Below are 942 nucleotides of genomic sequence, written 5' to 3'. Positions count from 1 at the left end.
GGACAGCTACCTGCCGATCCGGGCGGGTACGGACATCGCGTTGCTGGGTGGGGTGGTGCGCTACATCCTGGAGAACGAGCTGGACTTCCGGGAGTACGTCGTCGCCTACACCAACGCCGCGACGATCGTGACCGAGGAGTACCGCGACACCGAGGACCTGCACGGCCTCTTCTCCGGCTTCAACGAGGAGACCGCCAGCTACGACCAGACCAGCTGGCAGTACGAGGGGAACGAGGACAACGGCTCCACCCATGACACCGAGAGGCAGCGGGAGACCGCGGCGGGGTTGGAACACGAGTCGCACGGCGCCCAGGTGGGCGGGCAGACCCAGCGCGACGAGACGTTGCAGCATCCGCGCTGCGTGTACCAGATCCTGAAACGGCACTACGCGCGCTACACGCCGGAGATGGTGGAGCGGGTCTGCGGCATCCCGCAGGAGAGATTCCTCGAACTCGCCCAGGCGTGGACGGCGAACTCGGGCCGGGAGCGGACGAGCATGCTCGTCTACTCGGTCGGGTGGACGCAGCACAGCGTCGGTGTGCAGTACATCCGGACCGGCGCGATCATCCAGCTGTTGCTGGGCAACATGGGTCGCCCGGGTGGTGGGGTGATGGCGCTGCGCGGTCACGCCAGCATCCAGGGCTCCACCGACATTCCGACGTTGTTCAACCTGCTGCCGGGCTACCTTCCGATGCCGCACCACGCCGATCACCCGACCTTCGACGAGTGGGTGAACAGCATCCGCCACCCGGGGCAGAAGGGCTTCTGGGACAACGCCCGCGCCTACGGGGTGAACCTGCTCAAGGCGTACTGGGGGGACGCGGCCACCGCCGAGAACGACTACTGCTACGGCTACCTGCCGCGGATGACCGGCGATCACGGCACGTACCAGCAGGTGTTGAACATGATCGACGGGAAGATCAAGGGCTATTTCCTGCTGGG

Annotated in this window: 1 pseudogene; it reads left to right on the top strand. The window is 66.2% G+C overall.

Features of this window, described 5'->3' with window-relative positions:
* Nucleotides 1-942, top strand: a pseudogene (locus ADK66_RS28200) (molybdopterin-dependent oxidoreductase); the annotation flags it as partial.

Origin of the sequence: Micromonospora sp. NRRL B-16802 (assembly GCF_001279555.1) — a bacterium.
GTDB lineage: Bacteria > Actinomycetota > Actinomycetes > Mycobacteriales > Micromonosporaceae > Micromonospora > Micromonospora profundi.
The sequence above is the reverse complement of the archived record's forward strand: the minus strand, read 5'-3'. Positions and strand labels throughout refer to the sequence as shown.